General features: G+C 69.5%; 14 protein-coding genes. 5 read left to right on the top strand and 9 right to left on the bottom strand.

All coding sequences use genetic code 11. From position 1 onward, the window contains the following. Positions 1–61: 61 nt before the first annotated feature. Positions 62–2,371: a sodium-translocating pyrophosphatase gene (locus tag IG04_RS0116565; protein WP_030477554.1), complete on the bottom strand. Its 2,310-nt coding sequence runs from the start codon at positions 2,369–2,371 to the stop codon at positions 62–64. A gap of 216 nt (positions 2,372–2,587) precedes the next feature. Here IG04_RS0116565 and IG04_RS0116570 point away from each other — a divergent pair, with 216 nt between their 5' ends. Next, positions 2,588–4,885, top strand: coding sequence for a DEAD/DEAH box helicase (locus IG04_RS0116570; protein WP_030477555.1), 2,298 nt, complete (start codon positions 2,588–2,590; stop codon positions 4,883–4,885). 177 nt (positions 4,886–5,062) lie between these two features. Continuing rightward, on the top strand, positions 5,063–5,836 hold the full coding sequence (locus IG04_RS0116575) for an aminoglycoside adenylyltransferase domain-containing protein (RefSeq protein WP_030477556.1): 774 nt from the start codon (positions 5,063–5,065) through the stop codon (positions 5,834–5,836). A gap of 565 nt (positions 5,837–6,401) precedes the next feature. Here the strand turns inward: IG04_RS0116575 and IG04_RS0116580 are convergent. The 8 genes from IG04_RS0116580 to ssd form a co-directional block, all read right to left on the bottom strand. Continuing rightward, positions 6,402–7,022: a bifunctional DNA primase/polymerase gene (locus IG04_RS0116580; RefSeq protein ID WP_030477557.1), complete on the bottom strand. Its 621-nt coding sequence runs from the start codon at positions 7,020–7,022 to the stop codon at positions 6,402–6,404. Positions 7,023–7,218: 196 nt separating this feature from the next. Then, positions 7,219–7,644: an Rv3654c family TadE-like protein gene (locus tag IG04_RS44735; RefSeq protein ID WP_063758279.1), complete on the bottom strand. Its 426-nt coding sequence runs from the start codon at positions 7,642–7,644 to the stop codon at positions 7,219–7,221. Continuing rightward, complete coding sequence (locus IG04_RS0116590) at positions 7,641–7,940, bottom strand: TadE family type IV pilus minor pilin (RefSeq protein ID WP_051770055.1); 300 nt, start codon at positions 7,938–7,940, stop codon at positions 7,641–7,643. Before IG04_RS0116590 ends, IG04_RS44735 begins: the two co-directional genes overlap by 4 nt. A 10-nt stretch (positions 7,941–7,950) precedes the next feature. Beyond that, entirely contained in the window at positions 7,951–8,112 is a 162-nt protein-coding gene (locus IG04_RS45280; protein ID WP_084402016.1) for a DUF4244 domain-containing protein, read from the bottom strand. Between the two features lie 9 nt (positions 8,113–8,121). Beyond that, positions 8,122–8,649 (bottom strand): type II secretion system F family protein, encoded by a 528-nt coding sequence (locus IG04_RS0116600; RefSeq protein ID WP_030477560.1) that lies wholly within the window; start codon positions 8,647–8,649, stop codon positions 8,122–8,124. Beyond that, complete coding sequence (locus IG04_RS0116605; RefSeq protein ID WP_030477561.1) at positions 8,646–9,416, bottom strand: type II secretion system F family protein; 771 nt, start codon at positions 9,414–9,416, stop codon at positions 8,646–8,648. Before IG04_RS0116605 ends, IG04_RS0116600 begins: the two co-directional genes overlap by 4 nt. Further along, the gene (locus IG04_RS0116610; protein ID WP_030477562.1) at positions 9,410–10,519 is read right to left on the bottom strand and encodes a TadA family conjugal transfer-associated ATPase; all 1,110 of its coding nucleotides are present in this window, start codon (positions 10,517–10,519) and stop codon (positions 9,410–9,412) included. The genes IG04_RS0116605 and IG04_RS0116610 overlap by 7 nt, the downstream gene beginning before the upstream one ends. A 711-nt stretch (positions 10,520–11,230) precedes the next feature. Beyond that, positions 11,231–12,265 carry a septum site-determining protein Ssd gene (ssd, locus tag IG04_RS0116625; protein ID WP_030477563.1) on the bottom strand — a complete coding sequence of 345 codons (1,035 nt, stop codon included), beginning with the start codon at positions 12,263–12,265 and terminating at the stop codon, positions 11,231–11,233. 449 nt (positions 12,266–12,714) lie between these two features. Between ssd and IG04_RS0116630 the strand changes: the two genes are divergently transcribed. The 3 genes from IG04_RS0116630 to IG04_RS0116640 all read left to right on the top strand — a co-directional run bounded on the left by IG04_RS0116630 (position 12,715) and on the right by IG04_RS0116640 (position 16,997). Further along, the gene (locus tag IG04_RS0116630) at positions 12,715–13,509 is read left to right on the top strand and encodes an HAD family hydrolase (protein WP_051770057.1); all 795 of its coding nucleotides are present in this window, start codon (positions 12,715–12,717) and stop codon (positions 13,507–13,509) included. 630 nt (positions 13,510–14,139) lie between these two features. Then, positions 14,140–15,795, top strand: coding sequence for a glycoside hydrolase family 3 protein (locus IG04_RS0116635; RefSeq protein WP_051770095.1), 1,656 nt, complete (start codon positions 14,140–14,142; stop codon positions 15,793–15,795). After that, on the top strand, positions 15,792–16,997 hold the full coding sequence (locus tag IG04_RS0116640) for an exo-beta-N-acetylmuramidase NamZ family protein (protein WP_084402017.1): 1,206 nt from the start codon (positions 15,792–15,794) through the stop codon (positions 16,995–16,997). The genes IG04_RS0116635 and IG04_RS0116640 overlap by 4 nt, the downstream gene beginning before the upstream one ends. Positions 16,998–16,999 lie beyond the last annotated feature (2 nt).

Below are 16,999 nucleotides of genomic sequence, written 5' to 3' on the forward strand. Positions count from 1 at the left end.
TAACTCCTCGGTCGGGGTACGTCGGGGGGAAGACCCGAACGTACCCCGACCGGAGCTGGATCTACGCGGCGCCGTTGCTGACGGTCTCCGCGGGAGCGTCCGCGATCGAGGTGCCTCGACGCTTGGACACGACCACCGCACCGACGATGATCAGGGTCGCGACCAGGGCGATCGCGATCCGGATCGGGTCGGACGCGCTCTCACCGATGGAGAAGGTGACGATGGCCGGCGCGATCAGCACCGAGACCAGGTTCATGACCTTGATCAGCGGGTTGATGGCCGGACCGGCGGTGTCCTTGAACGGGTCGCCGACCGTGTCACCGATCACCGTGGCCGCGTGGGCGTCGGAGCCCTTGCCACCGTGGTTGCCGTCCTCGACCAGCTTCTTGGCGTTGTCCCAGGCACCACCGGAGTTGGCCAGGAACACCGCCATCAGCGTGCCGGTCGCGATCGCACCGGCGAGGTACCCGGCCAGCGGGCCGACGCCGAGGCCGAAGCCGACGGCGACCGGGGCGAGCACGGCCATCAGACCCGGAGTCGCCAGCTCACGCAGCGAGTCCCTGGTGCAGATGTCGACGACGCGGCCGTACTCGGGCTTGACCGAGTAGTCCATGATTCCGGGGTTCTCGCGGAACTGACGGCGCACCTCGAACACGATGGCGCCGGCAGCGCGCGTCACGGCGTTGACCGCGAGGCCCGAGAACATGAAGACAACAGCCGCGCCGATGGTGATGCCGACGAGGATGTTCGGGCTGAACACCAGGTTGGTGAACGACACGGGCAGGTCGCCCGTGACGCTGCCGACCTTGGCGATGGCCTTCTCGATCGCGTCGCGGTAGGAGCCGAACAGCGCCGTCGCGGCGAGCACCGCCGTCGCGATCGCGATGCCCTTGGTGATGGCCTTGGTGGTGTTGCCGACCGCGTCGAGCTCGGTGAGGATCTGCGCGCCCTCGCCGTGCACGTCACCGGACATCTCGGCGATGCCCTGCGCGTTGTCGGAGACCGGGCCGAAGGTGTCCATCGCGACGATGACGCCGACGGTCGTGAGCAGACCACAACCGGCGAGCGCGATCGCGAACAGCGAGACGATGACCGAACCGGACAGCAGGAACGCGCCGTACACGGCGGCACCGATGACCAGCGCGGTGTAGACGGCCGACTCGAAACCGACCGAGATACCGGACAGGATCACCGTGGCGGCACCGGTCAGCGAGGTCTTGCCGACCTCCTGCACCGGCTTGTGCTCGGTGCCGGTGTAGTAGCCGGTCAGCCAGAGGATGACGCCGGCCAGCACGATGCCGATGATCACCGCGACGGACGCGATCAGCGCCGGGTTGCCGGTGGTCGACTTGACCGCGTCACTGATGCCGTTGAGGTCGGCGAAGGAGCTCGGCAGGTACGCGAACGCCGCGATGGTGCACAGCACCGCGGAGATGACCGCGGAGATGTAGAAGGAGCGGTTGATGGCGGCCAGGCCGTTCTCGCCCGCCTTCGCCTTCGTCGTGTACACGCCGATGACCGCGGTCAGCACGCCGATCGCGGGAACGATCAGCGGGAACAGCAGACCCTGCACGCCGAACGCGGCGGTGCCGAGGATCAGCGACGCGACGAGCGTCACGGCGTAGGACTCGAAGAGGTCCGCGGCCATGCCGGCGCAGTCACCGACGTTGTCGCCCACGTTGTCCGCGATGGTGGCGGCGTTGCGGGGGTCGTCCTCGGGGATGCCCTGCTCGACCTTGCCGACGAGGTCGGCGCCGACGTCCGCGGCCTTGGTGAAGATGCCGCCACCGACACGCATGAACATCGCGAGCAGCGCGGCACCGAAACCGAAGCCCTCCAGGACCTTCGGGGCCTGACCGGCGTAGACGAGCACGACGAGCGCCGCACCGAAGAGACCGAGACCGACGGTGGTCATGCCGACCACGCCACCGGTGCGGAACGCGATGCGCGTCGCCTTTTCGCGACCGCCTTCTTCGTTCGCGGCGGCGGCGACACGCACGTTGGCGCGCGTGGACAACCACATGCCCAGGTAGCCGATAGTCGCCGAGAACGCGGCACCGACGATGAAGAACAGAGATCGGCCGATTCGTTCGGCCAAATCGTCTGCCGGTAGCGCGAACAGCAGTACGAACACGATCACGACAAAAATGCCGAGCGTGCGGAACTGCCGGTTGAGGTAGGCCGCTGCGCCCTCCTGAACCGCCTTGGCGATGTCCTGCATCTTGGGGGTGCCCTGGCCTGCGGCCAGCACCTCCTTGAGCAGCACGTACCCGACGGCGAGAGCAGCCAGGGCGACCACGGCGACCACGGCTACGACGCCGCGATCACCCCCGGAGAGCTCGAGGCCCTCCGCGAGGAAATGCCGGGACATCCGTCCTCCTGGTGAGTTGCCATGTGCAGCGCCAAGGCAGTCCAGCCGCCCAGCGCGACGTGACGCATCCCTCATTGGATGCGATGAGCGGGGAGTCTAGGGGTTGCTTGCAACGAGGCAACGAAACGTCCCGATCCGTGCACACACCGTTATCTGCGCAGGAAGTCGAGTACGGCCCGGCCGGGACTGTCGGTGGTGTATGCGAAGCTCGATCCCGTGGTGGATCAGGGACGCCGGTTGCTGGACCGCGTGCTGGCGGGTGTGCCCGCCGGGGAGTCACCCCTCACGCACGCGCGTGATTTGCCGTTACGCCAGGCAGATCACGTGCAGTGGCCTGCGTGGACGGCTCCCGCGGTCGTTGAGGCGTTCGTCGAGACGGGTGTGCGCGAGCCGTGGCGGCACCAGGCCGAGGCCGCCGCGCTGGCGTGGTCCGGGCGGCACGTGGTCCTCGCGACGGGCACGGCGTCGGGCAAGTCACTTGCCTACCAGTTGCCCGTACTTTCCACTCTTTTGGCGGACACGAAGGCCACCGCGCTGTACCTGTCACCAACCAAAGCCCTTGGGGCGGACCAGCTCCGGTCGCTCGAGGAACTGGGGATCAAGGGGGTGCGCGCGTCGTCCTACGACGGGGACACCCCGATGGCCGAACGCGACTGGGTCAGGGCGCACGCGAACTGGGTCTTCACCAACCCGGACATGCTGCACCGCGGAATCCTTCCGCAGCACCCGAAATGGCTGCGGTTCTTCCGCCGGCTGAAGTACGTGGTGATCGACGAGTGCCATTCCTATCGAGGCGTTTTCGGTTCGCACGTGGCGTTGTTGATGCGGCGCTTGAGGAGGGTCGCGCGTAAATACGGCGCGGATCCGATCTTCGTTCTGGCATCGGCCACTGTGGCTGATCCTTCTGGATCCGCGCAGCGATTACTGGGCGTCCCGGTTTCCGCTGTCGTGGACGACTTTTCGCCGCGTGCGTCGCGCACGGTCGCGTTGTGGGAGCCCCCACTGACCTCTCTGGAGGGTGAGAACGGCGCGCCCGTCCGGCGCTCGGCGGGCGCGGAGACGTCGCGCATCCTGGCCGATCTCGTCGTCGAGGGCGCACGATCGCTCGCCTTCGTGCGCTCGCGCCGCGGTGCCGAACTGACGGCGCTGGGCACCCAGCGGATTTTGTCCGAAGTGGACGATGAGCTGCCTCCCCGCGTGGCCGCGTACCGGGGCGGGTTCCTGCCGGAGGAGCGGCGGGCGCTGGAGAAGGCGCTGTCCACGGGCGACCTGCTCGGCGTCGCGACCACGAACGCGCTGGAGCTCGGTGTCGACATCGCCGGGCTGGACGCGGTGGTGGTGGCCGGTTTCCCCGGCACCCTGGCGTCGTTCTGGCAACAGGCGGGCCGTGCGGGCAGGTCCGGGGACAGTGCACTGGTCGTGTTCGTGGCGCGCGACGACCCGCTGGACACGTACCTGGTGCACAACCCGGCCGCGGTGCTGGACAGACCGGTCGAGGCGACGGTGCTGGACCCGCTGAACCCGTACGTGCTGGGCCCGCAGCTGGCGTGCGCGGCGTCCGAGATGCCGTTGACACCGGCCTGCCTGGACGACTTCGGCGGGCCGCTCGCCGAGGCCGTGCTCGCCGACCTGGTGGCGGAGAAACTGCTGCGCAAGCGGCCTGCCGGCTGGTACTGGGCGTCGCACGACCGGCCGCACGCCGGGGTGGACATCCGCGGTTCCGGCGGTGACCAGGTGGCCGTCGTGGAGTCGGACTCGGGCCGGATGCTCGGCACGGTCGACCCGGGATCCGCCTGCTGGCAGGTGCATCCCGGCGCCGTGTACCTGCACCAGGGGCGGGCGTACGTCGTCGACGAGCTCGATCTGGACAGCGGTCTTGCGATGGTGCACCGCGAAGACCCGGAGTGGACGACACAGCCGCGTGACTGCGTGGACATCACCGTCGTGCGCGAGGTCGAACGCACCGACTTCGGCGGGGTGTCGGTCTGCCTGGGCGAGGTGGAGGTGACGACCCAGGTCGTCGGCTACCTGCGCCGGCTGCCGTCCGGCGTGGTGCTCGACCAGATCCCGCTCGACCTGCCGGAGCAGTCGCTGCGGACGCGCGCCGTCTGGTACACCGTCGACGAGTCGCTGCTGTTCGACGCCGGCGTGGAGGCGAAACGCGTCCCCGGCGCCCTGCACGCCGCCGAGCACGCGGCGATCGGCCTGCTGCCGCTGTTCGCGACGTGCGACAGGTGGGACATCGGCGGCGTGTCGACGGCCGCGCACCCGGACACGGGGATGCCGACGGTGTTCGTGCACGACGGCCACCCCGGCGGCGCGGGCTTCGCTGATCGAGGCCACTCGGCCCTGCGGGCCTGGCTGTCGGCGACCCGAGCCGCGATCAGTGCCTGCGGGTGCCCGATGGGCTGCCCGTCGTGCGTGCAGTCACCCAAGTGCGGCAACGGCAACGATCCGCTGGACAAGGCCGGTGCAGTGCTCGTGCTGGACGTGGTGCTGGGCAAAATCGCCTGACCGGGTGGCCGCTTTTTGGCTACCGTGGCGTCGTGAACGCATGCGGCTGCAACGCCACCGACCGGACCCGTCGCGCCTAGGCGCGGCTGAGCCGGAAGCCCGCCGCGCCCTCGCGCGCCGGGCCTGATCACTCCGCCGCGCCCGTCCCTTCTGGCCACGGGTTCATTGGAGACTTCCTTGTTCACGCCCTTTTCCGACCTCGACAGCCTTCTCGCCGACCTCGTCGCCTCCGTGCGCGAGATTCTCGGCCCCACCTACGTCGGCACGTACCTGCAGGGTTCGTTCGCCCTGGGCGCTGGTGACGTCCACAGCGACTGCGACTTCATCGTCGCCTGCACCGAGCCGCCGTCCGGCGATCGCGAAGCCGGGCTGCGCGCGTTGCACGCCGAGATCCCGGCCCGTCCCGGTCGGTGGTCGACGGAGATCGAGGGCTCGTACGCCGACGTGGAGTCACTGCGCTCGGTGGCAGGCCTCGGGGTTCCGTGGCTGTTCAACGACCACGGCACGCGCACCCTGGAGTGGGACCTGCACTGCAACAGCCCGCACGCCCGCTGGATCCTGCGCCACCACGGCATCGTGCTGGACGGCCCGCCGATCACCTCACTCGTCGACGAGGTACCGGCTTCCGCATTGCGCTCGTCGATGCTGGCCGAGCTGCCGCACGTGCTCGACGGCATTCGCGAGTGGGCGCCGATGGGCAACGCGTGGTCGCAGCGCTACATCGTCTCGGCCTACTGCCGCACGCTCTACACCATCCACACGGGAGAGGTGGAGTCCAAGCGCGGCGCCCTGTTGTGGGCAAAGAAAATGCTCGATCAGCGGTGGCACCCGCTGATCGAGCAGGTCTTGCAGGACCGGAACCTCGGCTGGCACGCCGACGCGGTTCCGCGGCCCGGATCCATGGAGGAGACCTTCGCTTTCGCTTCCTACGCGGAAACTCTCCAGCTCTAGGTCTACCACTTTTCCGTGAGGGCGCCCAGCGCCCGAGCCTGCGGGGGTCTGGGGGTCGCCCCCCCAGATGGACAACGCGTCCGACCCGGTGAGCGCGTAGCGCGAGCAGGGTCGGCCCAAGGACGCTGAGGCGCGGCGGGGCTCACGGGTACCCCGCCGCGCTCTCCACGTGCCGAACACTGTTTTCCCGCCTGCTACCGCTTCGTGACCGGATCCCTTGGAACATCGGTGGAATCTGGTTCGTTCGTCTCGACAGGACACGCGGGAGGCGACGGTGTCGACTGTCTTCTGACGAACTCCGGGGAGGAGCCGGCTTCACCGACCGCGGCAGAGCTGGTGCTCTGCCACTAACGTCCTCGGCCCGGTCACTGTTGCGGGAGGCTGTCCTTCGGGGTGCGTGTTCGGCTTTTCGCCCGTTCCTCTGCCGGCCCCCGACGTGCGGGGTGCGGAGGCCGATCGTCGGATCGGGCTTGGTGGAACGGCCGTGCAGGGCATCGCCTTCGGGGTTGTCGGGGAGAGTCCACGACGACACCCAGCACGGCCGGGCTTCGCATTCAGTTGTGTGTCAGACGGCTTCGAGCTCGTAGCGCGCCGGGGCGTGCACGGCCTCGACAAGCGCGTCCTGCACGACGTGTGCGTCCGGCAGGTTCCAGCCGCAGACCTGCGGCTTGACCCGCCAGTGCACGACACCGTGCGCCATGGTGGTGGGCGGCAGCGGGATGTACTCCCCCTTGCCGTAGAGGTGCACGTCCGGGTTGTTGGCCAGCTCGGTGTTGAGCGTCGAGCCGGACTTCACGAGGAACATCCAGCGGCCGGACGGGGTCGCGGCGATCGGCACGGGGACGCCGATCGACCGCAGTGCGACGGCCGCGCGGCGGCCGAGGTCGGTGCCGACCTCGATCGCGTCCACGACGTGGCCGGTGGCGACGAGAAGGCTGTACGAGCGGCCCGCCCACCACGTGGCGACCTGGTCGGGACGGGTCCCGACGCGGTCCACCCAGTCGCGGTGCACGGGGATCGGGCCGTGGAGCTCGAGGCCGCTGCGGCCCGCCCACTTCGTGACGCCGTTCTCCGTGCCGGCCGGATAGGTGCCGGGCAGTACGGGCCAACCGCGGTACGCGAGGCTCACGGCCTCGGCACGCAGTTCGATGCGGAAGGCCCCGCGCCAGCTATCCGACCAATCCATCTTCCGTCGCCTTCTTCCTAGGCTCTGACTCGACATCGGCAAGGTGTCGGTGTCGTAGGGACACCGCGTCGGTGCCGCCACTACAACTAACGACACCGGCACCGGCCTCCGTAACCCCCGCTCGACAACTGGTAGCTACGGAACGGCGAACGTCCTTTGCCGGACCGGGCAACTGAACTCCGCGCGTTTGGTTCGATCACCGTTCAGCATGTCCCGGCGCCAGTGTGAGTCCGCTCACCGCTGTGAGCCGACCGCTCGTCGTGCTCCAAACGGCTCGATCTTCGGCCGGACCTGCCCTGGCTCGTGCAGTCGCCGGGCCGAACGGCGTAGTCGCTGACACCTCCACAACCACCTCCCATCCGTTCACCGCGCAGCTCGTCAGCTCGGCCCGGTTCTCCGAAGCCACGCGTTTCGCCTGCTCACAAGCACTTTCGGCGCCGTCGACGACACGAGCGGCCGCCGCGAGCGCCGCCAGGTCGGCGGCACCGGTCACCCGGTGCCGGGCGACGACCGCCGAACCGATCCGCGCACCGGCCACCACGACGACGATCAGCGACAACATCGCCACCACACCGCTCACCGCAGCCGAACCGCGCTCGCACCCGAACCGTTCGCCGTTCATCGCGGCTCCGGCACGGCGAACGCCCGTGCGCTGAGCGGTAAGCCCAACGGCCCGCGTTTGCTGACCATGACCTTGATCGCATCGTCTTGGGTGTCGATCACGACGTCGGCGCCGGACACGATCCGCCCGGCCGCTTCCTCGCCACGCTGCTGTTCGCCGCGGGCGGTGAGCCGCGCCGCCTCTCTCGCCGCGTCGGTGCACCGCATCTGTTCGGTGACCGCCGTCAGCCCGTTCGCCCCCAGCCACATGGCCACGAGCAACGCGGACACGGCGATCGCCGCCTCGACCGTGACCATGCCCCGGTCGTCAGACCGAAGACAGCGCACGCTGTATCAGCCCTTCCATCAGTTTCCGCATGAAGTCGCTGGTGAGGAGCACGTACAGCAGACCGCCGAACGCGGCCGCCGCCAGCGTCCCGATCGCGTACTCCACCGTGCTCATACCGCTGTCGTCCTTCAGCAGTTCCATCTGCTTCTCCTAGTTGAGGAATTGGCCGGCCAGCCCCAGCACCACCGGTGCGACGCCGAGGCACAGGAAAGCCGGGAGGAAACACAGTGCGAGCGGGGCCGCCACCGCGACCGCCGCCTGCTGCGCCTTGGCCTCGGCGTCGTCACGCGCCTCGGCTCTGGTCCGTTCGGCGAGTTCAGCGGTCTGCCGGGCCAGTGCGGCACCCGATCGCGCGGTCCGGCGCGCAGCCCTCGCGAGCAGCGCCGTCGCGGGCTGGTCGAGCGCGGACGCCCACGCCGTGACCGGATCTGCGCCGAGCCTGAGCATCTCGGCGACCTGGCTCAGTTCCTTCATCTCGACCGCCTGGATCGCCGTGGACACCGGCAACCCGGCCTTCAGGCACGCGGCCAGCAGATCCCAGGTCGCCGCCCGTTCGAACGGGCCGTCCGGCTTCGTCCTGCCGTGCGGCGGGTCGTGGGACCTGGGCTTGAACCGGTCAATCGATCGTCGTGGCGCCGGTGCCAGCAGGACTGCCAGCGCGAGCAGGAGGAATGTCACGGCTGCACCTCCGTGATCCGCTGCGTCCACCACACCCCCGCCGCCCCGAGCACCGCGCCCAGCGCCAGCAGGAACTGCCCGGCCGCCGTGCTCGTGAGGACGTGGAACGGCCTGGCACCGCTGAACTCGCCCAGCAACACGCCCAGCACCGGAAGCACCGCCAGCACCAGCGCGCTGGCCCGCGGCCCGGCCATCCGCGCGTGCACCTGCCGCGCGAACGCCGCCCGTTGGTCGAGATCGCGCCTCGTGGCGTCGAGGACGTCCGCCAGCGCCACACCGTGCTTCGCCGACACGTGCCACGCCCTGGCCAGCTGGTCCACGGCTTTGCCGAGCAACGGCTGCTTCATCTCACGCAACGTCCGCTCCACATCGCCACCGAGCCTCGACGCGGCCGCCGCGGCTTTCAGCACCTCCTTCGCCGGCGCGGGCGTGTCCTCCGCCGCGCTTTCGGCCGCCTGGGCCGGGTGCGCGCCCGCCCGCAGCTCGTCGATCACGCCGCCCAGGCCGTTGCTCAACGCTTCCGCGGCTTGCCGGAGCGCCTTGTTCCGCCTGTGCTGCTTGAGGATTCGCCGCCCGGTCACCGCCAGCACCGCTCCGGCGACCAGTCCGCCGACGCCCGCCACGAGGTAGGTGAGCGTCGCCGCGGCCGCCAGCCAGATGTACGGCGGCACAACGACTTCTCTCTTGTCGCGCGGCCTGAGTCTTCGGAGCGGTCTGAGTTGCGGCCAGACGATCAGTGCCGTTGCCAGCAGCAGAAGGCTCAGCACAGCAACTCCTTCGCGAGCCACCCGCTTTCTCGCGTCCAAACCGGACGGACCGCGAGTTCCGGCTCCCGCTCGAACACCCCGATCTCGTTGAGGTACCTGCTGTTGTCGTCCCGGCGCATGTGGAGCACGACCCGGACCGCCGCCGCGACCTGACTGCGCAACGCTTCGGGTGAGAGCCCTCCCAACGCCCCCAACGCTTCGAGCCGCGCGGGCACCTCCGCCGGCGAGTTGGCGTGCAACGTCCCGGCGCCACCTTCGTGCCCGGTGTTGAGCGAGGTGAGCAACTCCTTCACCTCGGCACCGCGCACCTCCCCGACCACGATCCGGTCGGGCCGCATCCGCAGGGCCTCCCGCACCAGTTCCCTGGTGGTGACCTCACCGGCCCCCTCGACGTTCGCCGGCCGCGCGGTGAGCCGCACGAACTGCGGATGGTCGGGACTCAGCTCGCTCGCATCCTCGACACACACGATGCGTTCGGCCGGCGACACACAACCCAGCAGCGCCGACAACAACGACGTCTTGCCCGAGCCGGTCCCGCCGATCACCAGGAACGCCAAGCGCTTCCGGACGATCGCCCGCAACGCATCAGCGATCTCGGCGTCGAACGTGCCGAGCTCCTGCAACGCCCGCAGGTCGTGCGTCGCCGGCCTGAGGACGCGCAGCGACAGGCACGTGCGATCCGCGATGGGCGGCAACACCGCATGCAGGCGGACCCCGCTCCCCGGCAACCACCCGTCGACGCACGGCGAGGCGTCGTCGAGCCGCCTGCCCGCCGCCACCGCCAGCCGTTGGGCGAGGCGCCGCACGGCGTCCTCGTCGGGAAAGGTGATGCCGGTCCGGCGCAGGCCCGTCGTGCCGTCGACCCACACCTGGTCCGGCGCGGTCACCAGGACGTCGGTGGTGCCGGGGTCGTCGAGCAGCGGGTCGAGGGGCCCGGCACCGCTGAACTCCTGGCGGAGCACCTGGAGTGCTTCGAGGACGTCCGAGTCGGCCAGGACGCCGCCTGCCTCGGAGCGGACCGCATGCGCCACGACGGCCGCGGTCATCTCCATGTCGGCGCCGGCGAGGCGGTGGCGGACCCGGTCGATCAAGGCGGAGGTCATGTCGCCTCCGGGCGGTGGGCGTGGCGGCCGTAGGTGATCTCGCGGCCCGTGAGGCGGAGCCAGGTTTCCTGGCACCAGATGAGGAAGCGGTTCACTTCGGCTCCTCCTTGAAGATGTAGCGGGGCGGGTAGAGGCGGCGGTAGACGACGAGGTTGCGCAGCATCCGGCCGAGGATGCGAAGCAGGATCACGGCTGGAACTCCTTCGGTGGCAACGGGATCCGGAGGCGCTGACTACGAGCGGAGGGGCTACCTGGCTGCGGCGGATGACGCGGAGGCCGTGCGTTCCGCAGGCACGGGGACGTGCGGCGGAAGCTGCTAGGCGGTGGCGGAGGGTGGTGTGGAAGCGGTGAGTCCCACAGGGACAAGGGCGTGCGGCGGAGACTGCGATGCGGTGGCGGAGGCCGTGCGGCTCGCAGGCACAGGGACGTGCAGCGGAAGCTGCGAAGCGCCAGCAGACGGTGACGCGGAAGCGGTGCGTCTCGCGGAGACAGGGGCGTGCGGAGGCGCGCTGGCCTGAACCGGAACCTCCTCTGCCGCAAGGAAGTGGCGGGAAGAACGGGGCTGCGGGACCTCCGCCCCGTCCCCGCGCAGAACCGGGATGCACCCGCATCCGAAGGAGTCCGTCGACGCGACCTCGACATCTCTCGTGGCCAGCGCGACGTACTCGGCCTCATCGGCCACCACAACACCCATCGCGGCTTCGGGGGCGCTCACGGGCGGAGCTCCTTCAGCACCACGCGGGCCGCGGTGGCGAGCGGGCCCTTGGGGTTGCGGGGGAAGCGGCCCCGTTCGAGCACCTCGGACAGGCCCGGCTCCGGGCGCATCGAGGTCAGGAGGGAGACGCCGATCACGTCGGCCATCTCGGCCGGCTGGAGGTTGCCTGGGGACGGGCCGCGGACCACCAGGCGGAGGTTGCGGCCGTTGGTCAGGAGGGTGGTGGCCACCCGGCTGGCGGCCGCGGTGGCGCGGACCTCTGCCGGGACCACGAGGATCGTCAGGTCCGTGCGGTCCAGGGCTGCCGAGGCGGAGGCCGTGGGGAAGCGCGGGAGGTCGCAGATCACCGTGCAGCCCGCTCTGCGGCCCGCGTCCAGGACCGCCGCCACCGCTGCCGGTTCCGGGTCCGGGGCGGACCGGTCGCAGGCCAGGACGGTCAGGTTGCCCGTGGCCGGCAGGGCGGCTCGCAGGGCCGACATCGGGACCCTGCCGCCGGTGGCGTGCACGCCCGGCCAGCGGGCGCCCTGGTCGGACTCGGTGCCCAGGGCCAGGTCTATGCCTCCGCCGAGCGGGTCGCAGTCGACCAGCATCGCTTCGCCGCCCAGGGCCACCGCCTCGCGGCCGCAGGCGATGGCGAGGGTCGAGGCTCCCGCGCCTCCTCGGCCGCCGATGAACGACACCACGCGGCCCCGGTCCGAGGGCGGGCCCTCGCCCAGGTCGGTCAGCGCCGACACCAGGGAGCGGCCCTCCACCGGTAGTTCCAGGACTCCGTCCGCGCCCAGGGCCACGGCCGGTGCCCACGGCGGGTCGCCTCCGTGGACCACGAGGACGCCGGTGCGGCGGGGGAAGCCCGCGTCCAGGCAGGCGGAGACCGCGGCGGGGTCGAGGAGGACCAAGGGGGCGGTGTGCCACTGCGAGCGCAACGACGTGATGTCGGGGGCGCAGGAGAGCGGGCAGTCGGCCGCGGCGGCCACGCGGAGGACCTCGTCGAGCAGGTCCTGGTCCGTGAGCAGGGCGATGGGGTGGGTCATGGGTCTGACCGTGGCCGGTCGTGATGAATGACACAACGGGGTGAAGATCCACTTGTGGACAACACGGCGGCTGTGGACAAGTCGCGATCTTGGAAGCCTTGCCGGGCCTGAACTGTCGGACCCGTGTGCGACGCTGAAGGGTTGGGCACTCGGCGCTCGGACAAGAGCGGCAGAGGTCCAGTCGTACCCAGGCGGAAACGGGGTCCGGATATGGGACGACCCCCGCCAGGGGGGAGGGACGGGGGTCGTCAATGGTTCAGTCCCGGGGGGTCGGACTGAACCCGTCCGTCGAACCGGACTCTCCTACTGTATCCCCATGCGCCAGTGCTGCGCGCAACTTCCGCAACAGCTGAGGGCCAAGTTTCGGTAACCGTGAAGCACCAGGGTTTCGTACACGAACGAAATGCCGCCCGAACGGCCTACTGACGAGTACACCTAAGCTGAGGTACATGAGCCGGATCGCCGCCTTCTTCGACCTCGACAAGACCGTCATCGCGAAGTCGAGCACGCTGGCGTTCAGCCGGCCCTTCTTCCAGGAGGGTCTGATCAACCGCCGCGCCGTGCTGAAGAGCGCATATGCACAGTTCGTGTTCATGCTCGCCGGCGCGGACGCGGATCAGATGGACCGCATGCGCGCGCACATCACGGCGCTCGCCGCGGGCTGGGACGTGGAGCAGATTCGCGGCATCGTCAACGAGACGCTGTTCGACATCGTCGACCCTCTTGTCTACAAAGAGGCGACACAGTTGATCGCCGACCACAAGGCGGAGGGCCACGACGTGGTCATCGTCAGCGCGTCCGGCGAGGAACTGGTCGCCCCCATCGCCCAGATGATCGGGGCGGACTACAGCGTCGGCACGAAGATGGTGGTCCACGACGGCCGCTACACCGGTGACGTCGCCTTCTACTGCGCCGCCGACAACAAGGCGGTCGCGATCAAGCAGCTGGCCGCCGAGCACGCGTACGACCTGTCGAAGAGCTACGCGTACTCGGACAGCGTCTCGGACCTGCCGATGCTGGAGGTCGTCGGCCACCCGACGGCCGTGAACCCCGACCGGGGCCTGCGCCGCATCGCCGCCGAGAAGGACTGGCCGGTGCAGCAGTTCGTCGACCCGGTGAGCCTGCGCTCCCGCATCCCCACCCCTTCGGGCAAGGCGGTCGCGGTCGCGGCCATCGGCATCGGCGCGGTCGCGGCGGCCGGAGCGGCCTGGTACGGCCTGCGCCGCAAGCGGTCCCGCGACTGAAGTCAAGCCCCGGCGACCACATTGCACCGAGAAGTGACGGGTACCGGCGAGTAGCGGCAACACGCCGCACACGTGGTGCCCCGGTGAGTGTCCGGCGCCGCTCTCCCGGCGGTACCGAACACGAACCAAACCTCACAAATCCAGAAACCCCAGCACTTTCACTACTGAACGTGGCTTGACCGGTGCACCCGTCCGAGCCCTTGCTGTGACCGGGCCCACGCACTTAAATGGGTGGTGCGGACCTGGGGTCGGCCAGGGACCAGACGAAGAGAAGTCAGGATCCACCCCGGCCAAGCTCCGTGCGCGGACTTCGAGTACCCACGCGCAGCACGCCGCGGGAGGCTTGTCGTCTAGGGCCTGCGTACCGGGACGCCGGACGCCGAGGCCAGGGTTGTACGACTGGAGTTGCACGCTTGGTAGCTCGCAAGCCCGCGCTGAAGACGGGGCACCCTTTCGAGGGTGCCCCGTCTGCTTGTCCGGTCAAAAGTCAGCACCGAACGGCAGAATGTGCGCCCGTTGACCCACCACGCAGTCGTGAGTAACTTGCGAAATACGCCAGTTACCTGTGGGAACATCACCGGGAGGCACGGACAAGTGCGGAAGTTCGCCGCGTTGACGCTGGTCACAGCCATGGTCGCCCTCACGCCGGTGGCGAGAGCGGACGCCTCGGTGACCACCCTCCGCGGGATGTCGCTGGAACAGAAGGTCGGCCAGCTCTTCGTCACGTACGTCAACGGCCAGGCCGCCGACGTCCCGCACCCCAAGAACCAGACCGACTTCGGAGTGGCGACGGCCGCGGACATGGTGCGCAAGTACCAGCCCGGCGGCGTCATCTACTTCAACAACTCGAGCCGCGACAACATCGACACCCCCAAGCAGATCGCGGAGCTCTCCAACGGCCTGCAGAAGGCCAGCAAGATCCCGCTGCTCATCTCGATCGACCAGGAGATGGGTCTCGTCACGCGCATCGGCCCGCCGGCCACCCAGTTGCCGGGCAACATGGCCCTCGGCGCGGGCCGGAGCACCGAGGACGCCGAAGAGGCCGCGCGCATCACGGGCCGGGAGCTCCGCGCGATGGGCATCAACCAGAACTTCGCGCCGGACGCCGACGTCAACTCCAACCCGGCGAACCCCATCATCGGCGTGCGCAGCTTCTCGAGCGACCCGAAGCTCGCCGCCGACATGGTCGCCGCCCAGGTGCGGGGCTACGAGGGCCGCCGCTGGTTCGACATGACCTCGGTGACCTCGACCGCCAAGCACTTCCCGGGGCACGGCGACACGTCCGAGGACAGCCACACCGCCCTGCCGGTCTCGAACCGCAGCCTCGACCAGTGGCGCCAGATCGACGCGCCGCCGTTCAGTGCGGCCATCGCCGCCAAGATCGACTCGATCATGACCGCGCACATCCAGGTGCCGCAGATCGATCCGTCGGGCAACCCGGCCACGCTCAGCCCGAAGATCATCACCGGTCTGCTGCGCGACGAGCTGAAGTACGACGGCGTGATCGTCACCGACTCGCTGGAGATGGCGGGCGTCCGCAAACTGCACTCCGACGCCGAGATCCCGGTGCTGGCCATCAAGGCGGGCGTCGACCAGCTGCTGATGCCGCCGAACCTCGGCCTCGCGATCGACAGCGTCGTCAAGGCCGTGCGCAGCGGTGAGATCACCGAGCAGCGCATCGACCAGAGCGTCCTGCGCATCCTGAAGATGAAGCTCCTGCGCGGCGTCATGCTCACCGCCGAGGTCGACCTGAACAAGGTCGACCAGATCGTCGGTTCCGGCACGCAACAGGCCCAGGCCATCGCCGACCGCACCATCACGGTCGTCCGCAACGACGCCCAGGCGCTCCCGCTGAACGCCACCGCTCCCCTGGTCGTCGGCACCAGCGACGCGACCACGACGGCCCTCGCCACCAGGCTCAAGGGCACCAGGTTCGTCACCGCGACCAGCCCCACGGCCGCGCAGATCCAGCAGGCAGTCGCCGCGGCGGCCAACGCGGACAAGATCGTGGTGCTGACCAATAACGCGAGCACGAGGTCTGCCCAGGTCGACCTGATCAACAAGCTCGTCGCCACCGGCAAGCCCGTCGTCGCGGCCGCCACCGGCAACCCGTACGACGTCGCCCACAGCGGCGCCAAGACGTGGCTCGCCACCTACTCGACCACCACGGTCTCCATGGAGGCGCTGGCCAGGGTCCTGCTCGGCGAGGTCAAGCCGCAGGGCAAGCTCCCGGTCGACGTGCCAGGCCCCACCCCCTACCCGTTCGGACACGGAGTGACCTGGTGAGAAGGCGGAGCTTCCTCGCGGCAGGCGCCCTGTCCATCCCTCTCGCCGGCACCGCCACCGCCGGCGCGACCCCGAAGCTCGCCACGGCGGCCGAACAGCTCTCGCAGGACGGCTGGCACAAGCTCAAGGGCCGCAAGGTCGGCGTGCTGACGAACCCGACGGGCGTCCTCAAGGACCAGACCCACATCGTCGACTCGATGGTCGCCCACGGCGCCAAGCCGGCCGCCGTCTTCGGACCGGAACACGGCTTCCGCGGCACGGCGCAGGCAGGCGGCTCCGAAGGCGACTACGCGGATCCACGCACCGGTATCCCGGTGTACGACGCGTACAGCGCCAACGCCGCAAAGCTCCAAGCAATGTTCACGAAGGCGGGCATCGACACGGTCGTGTTCGACATCGCGGACGTGGGCGCGCGCTTCTACACCTACATCTGGTCGATGTACGTGGCGATGGAGGCCGCGCCGAACCTGGACTTCATCGTCCTGGACCGCCCGAACCCCATCGGCGGCACCGCGAACGGCCCGCAGCTCGACCCCGCCTACGCGACGTTCGTCGGACTGAAACCGATCGTGCAGCAACACGGCATGACGGTCGGCGAACTGGCGCGCTACTTCAAGGGCGAGTTCGACCTGGCCACGAGGCTCGAGGTGGTCAACGTCCGGGGCTGGCACAGGAACCAGCTCGACACCGGCCTGCCGTGGGTCCCGCCGAGTCCGAACATGCCCACCCCGGACACCGCGCTGGTCTACCCCGGCACGTGCCTGTTCGAGGGCACGGTCCTGTCCGAGGGCCGCGGCACCACCCGCCCGTTCGAGACCATCGGTGCGCCCGGCATCGACTGGCGCTGGGCCGAGGCCCTGAACGCCCTGGACCTCGGGGGCGTCCGGTTCCGCGAGACCTACTTCTCGCCCACGTTCAACAAGTTCCAGGGCAAGACCTGCGGCGGTGTCACCCTGCACGTCACCGACCCGCGGAAGTTCGACGCCATCAAGACCGCCGTGGCCATGCTGATCACCGTGAAGTCGTTGTACCCCGGCGTGTTCGCGTGGCGCCCCGACAACTGGATCGACAAGCTCAGCGGCTCCGACCGGCTGCGCAGGATGATCGACGCCCAGGCTCCCCTGGCCGAGGTCGTCGGCGCGTGGCAGCAGGAGCTCCAGCAGTTCCGCCGCACCCGCCTGCCCTACCTGCGCTACCGGTGAGG

Origin of the sequence: Lentzea albidocapillata, assembly GCF_000719115.1 — a bacterium.
GTDB lineage: Bacteria > Actinomycetota > Actinomycetes > Mycobacteriales > Pseudonocardiaceae > Lentzea > Lentzea albidocapillata.